This window comes from Streptomyces sp. ATLC9 (assembly GCF_057196705.1).
In genome coordinates, this window is the sequence record NZ_JBXUOY010000395.1 from 1 (window position 1) to 3,647 (window position 3,647).

4 protein-coding genes are annotated in these 3,647 nt (G+C 70.4%); 2 read left to right on the top strand and 2 right to left on the bottom strand.

Annotated elements, in window-relative coordinates; all coding sequences use genetic code 11:
* The first annotated feature begins 406 nt into the window (after positions 1 to 406).
* Positions 407 to 1,165, top strand: coding sequence for a hypothetical protein (locus tag AC2CJA_RS25295; RefSeq protein ID WP_484604992.1), 759 nt, complete (start codon positions 407 to 409; stop codon positions 1,163 to 1,165).
* Positions 1,166 to 1,372: 207 nt separating this feature from the next.
* Here the strand turns inward: AC2CJA_RS25295 and AC2CJA_RS25300 are convergent, their stop codons facing one another.
* Together AC2CJA_RS25300 and AC2CJA_RS25305 are read right to left on the bottom strand one after the other, a co-directional pair.
* Positions 1,373 to 1,858, bottom strand: coding sequence for a hypothetical protein (locus tag AC2CJA_RS25300; protein ID WP_484604993.1), 486 nt, complete (start codon positions 1,856 to 1,858; stop codon positions 1,373 to 1,375).
* Positions 1,855 to 2,502, bottom strand: coding sequence for a helix-turn-helix domain-containing protein (locus AC2CJA_RS25305; protein ID WP_484604994.1), 648 nt, complete (start codon positions 2,500 to 2,502; stop codon positions 1,855 to 1,857). The genes AC2CJA_RS25300 and AC2CJA_RS25305 overlap by 4 nt, the downstream gene beginning before the upstream one ends.
* A gap of 345 nt (positions 2,503 to 2,847) precedes the next feature.
* Here AC2CJA_RS25305 and AC2CJA_RS25310 point away from each other — a divergent pair, with 345 nt between their 5' ends.
* Positions 2,848 to 3,183: a hypothetical protein gene (locus tag AC2CJA_RS25310; RefSeq protein ID WP_484604995.1), complete on the top strand. Its 336-nt coding sequence runs from the start codon at positions 2,848 to 2,850 to the stop codon at positions 3,181 to 3,183.
* Positions 3,184 to 3,647 lie beyond the last annotated feature (464 nt).

The window sequence follows — 3,647 nt, forward strand, 5'->3', positions numbered from 1 at the left end:
CACCGGGAGTCGTGCCTGCCTCCGCGTCAGCCCCGGCGACCACCCCGCGGTCCTGTCCCAGTTCCTGAAGCGCTACCAGCCCGGACACACCGCCTGAACGACGCCGCCCTGCATCCCCACCCGATCTCACCCACCTACGCGGAGCAGATCCTGGAGCTTCAGGAAGCCGGAGCGACGGAGGAGGATCTGCATCCGATCGTCGCGGAGGCCATCACCGAGTCGTATTTCACGGATTGGGGCACCCGGGCGCAGGATCTGCGCGCAGATTTTACGGACGTCAGGATCATAGAGTTCGAATTCTGAGACATCGAAATTCTGAGCCTGCTATAAACCGTACTCACGGGCCGCCGTACAGCGCTCTGGCGGCGGCCCGCCTAAATCCCGCACCACGAATACGAGGCCGATGATGACCACGCCCTGGCCGCCCCGGCGCACTGCGCGCCGTCCGCTCGCCCCGCACGTCGCCGCGCCCTGGGAGCCGGCCGACCCCGCCCGCATCGGCCGCCGCGTCGTACGGCGACGGGCGAAGGGAATGGACGCCGACGCCGTCGCGGCGGCCCTCGAGGACGCCCGGTTCCACGCGCGGCAGGACTCCAGGCACGAGAACCTGGCCGACGACTTCCGCGGCCCGGCGGAGCTTGCGGAGTGGAAGCGCCTCGCCCAGCTGCTCGCCGCCGCGGCACCGGGCACCGTCTACGACCCGGACACCGACGACGTCGTCCGGGCCGAGCTCGCCGCCGAAGCCGCGGCCGCCGCCGCCCGGGAAGCCGAGCACCGCGAGGCCGCACGGATCGCAGCCTGCGCCGATGAGCTCCAGGCGCTGCGCGAGCTCGGCACCCTGGAGCAGACCGAGCCCCGCGACGGCGACGAAGCCGCCCGGGACGAACTCACCCGGCGAGCCGGCGGGTACGTCCAGGCCGACGTCGACGCCTGGCTCGCCCACGCCCTGGCCGCCCACCGCGGGCACTACCGCGACCCCGCCGCCCGCGAGGCCGCCGGCCTTCTCACCCCGCCAGTCCTCGCGCACGCCGCGCTGCTCGCCGAACTCGCCCGCCTGGTCCCTGGCGCCGACGTCGGTCAGATGGCGTTCGTGGCCCGGCTCGCCACCACCGAACCCGACGCCGCCGACGCGCTGGCCGTGTTCCTCGCCCGTGCCCGCTCGTAGCGCAGTATTCGCACGGCCCGCTCGGCGCACCGGTGCTGCTCGTGCAGCAAGGCCAGCCTGCTGCGCTGCAGGCCTGCACATTCTTCACCGCCGCCGACCCGTGGCCCTCTCTTGCTCCTGGAGGGGGACGGTGTGCTGCGCCGGGCACGAGAACGGCGCTGCACCTGGGGTGCAGCGCCGTGTTGCCCGGCCGGGCGGGCGGCCGGGTCAGTGGACGCGCTTGAGGCGGGTCGTCTTGGTGATGGGCGTGACGTTGCCCTTGGCCTTGGCTTCAGCCTTGCGTGCTTTCTCGTCCAGGTGGAGCTGGAAGCGGCGCTCGTACTCGTCTTCGAAGTCGCCGGCGTCCAGTCGCATGTCCTGGGGCAGGGCCTTGACGGCTCGTTGCTGCTCGCGGGGGTCGTTGAACGCGGCGATCATCGGGTGGAGCTGGAAGCGCCCGCGGCGGACCACGGTGATGAGCCGGGCGGCGACCAGGTGCGGCATGGCGCGGCTGATCATGCCGCGCTCCATTGCGAGGCCGGTCGCGAGTTCGTCGTGCGTGGCGACGACCAGGCCTCCGGGCTCCTGCTCGGTCATCATGTGCAGCAGCAGGGTGTAGGCGGTGGGAGGCAGCCGCGGTACGTACGCGAGACCGTTGAAGCTGCCCCACAGCACGTTGCGGCGCGGAACCCATTCCTCGGCAACGGACGTCATGACGTGGCCTTCCCTTCCCCATCCGACTCCTTGCGCACTTCCAGTTTCGCGCCGGGAGCGGCCATCGCCCGGAACGCGTCGGGCGCGTCCGGGTCCTCCATGATCTCGCGCAGCAGGTCCAGCTGCTCCACCCTGTCGCTCATACCCGCCTTGGAGCGCTTCTTCTCGCCCTTCTGCGGCTCCCTGAGCCCGCCCCTGAGCGACGCGGCCGGGTTGAGCTGGTAGAGGCCCCGCTGGAGCCTGCGCAGCGCGCCGTCGGCCTCCAGGACGTTGAAGACGCGGCTGATGTGAGGCCGGCTGTACCCGAGGGCCTCGGCAACGTCCTCGTGCTTGGCCTCGATCAGGCCGCCGGGCTTCTGCGAGCCCATCAGGTGGAACAGCACCACGAGCACGAACCGGTCGTCGTCGTAGCGGACGGCAGCCCAGCGCATGAACTCCAGGCTGTCCATAGAGAACGCCTCGCCGATAAACCCCGTGCTGGAGCCGACCGGGAAGACCTGGGCAGCGTGGCCGGCGGGCAGCTCGATGGTGGAGCCGGAGGGCCGGTTGTAGGCGGTGGGCGGCGGCTTCGGGCGCCGCCGACGACGGGACGGGGCGCCGGGCAGCTTCGGCGCTGCGCTGCCGTCCAGGGGCCCTGAGCTCATGGGGTCGCTGCCTCCTTGATCGTTGTAGTGCCAGAACCATAGCGGAGAACCGTGGCAGTAGTGCCACCAAAACGCGGCAGCGCCGACACGAAAGTCACCCGTACGTCAGTCCTGGACTGACCTCCGCTCCCGGATCGGGTCCCGAACCCCCACTGACACACCGCGCATCGTTTCGTGGCACTACTGCCACGAAACGATGTTGATCGGTCAGGATCGGCTGACGTCGCGACCGAGATATGTCAGTCCAGGACTGACATATCTTTCCGAACTCGACTCTCTGACCTGCGGAAACGCGCGGCTCTTGCCTCTAGAGCGTGCGCGCGCGTGGTACCGGTTCTCCCCTCCGTGATCAAGCACCGCCACGCCGTGGGATCGGCCCATCAGCAGCAGCATCAGAACCCGCCAATCGGACCCCGTCGTGGCGCGCGCGGCTTCACGTGCGGCCCCGTCGGTCTGCTGCGGGTCGTGGACAACAGCAGCGGCTCTGAGTCTCGGGTGGTACCGGCCGTGACGCTCAAAAGCGAGGAAGCGTGGCCGGTGCCGGTGGGTGGTTCCGCCGCCCGGCCCTGGGGGCCGTTCGGCTTCGGTACCTCCGCACGCCAGAATTCCGACTTCCCGATATCCGAGGTCCCGTTCTGTGGCTCGGGTCCGCAGCTTCCCAACCTGGAATTCCTCGCGTAGGTCGGTGGAGTCAATACGGGGGCTGACCGTCTATCAAAAACCGTGCCGCGCCCCGGTGGTTTGGGGGGTGTCCTGTGTTTTCGCCAACGGTACATGCTGCATCAGCCTGATGCGCGCGCTACACTGGAACCCGACACGAACGAGCGCCTCCCGTAGCCAGCCCGGCCCGCGCTAGCGGGCCCCGACGGTTCTGGAGGCGCAGCCGGAAGGACCGTCAGGCGGGGGAGCGCAGCGGACCCGCCCAGGAGTGCGGAGCACTCCCCAACTCCCCTACCCCAAGCCCCACTAGCCGCACCGTCAGACCTCCAGCCGCCCGGCCGCGCACCGCACGGCCCGCCGGGCGCGCAGCGGCCGGCCCCACACCGTCCCGAAGCGCAGCGAAGAGACGGGCCCGCGCATCGCGCGGGCCAGCGGGAGCGCAGCGACCGCCCCGCTTGCACATCGCGCAGCGATGTGGTACCCGC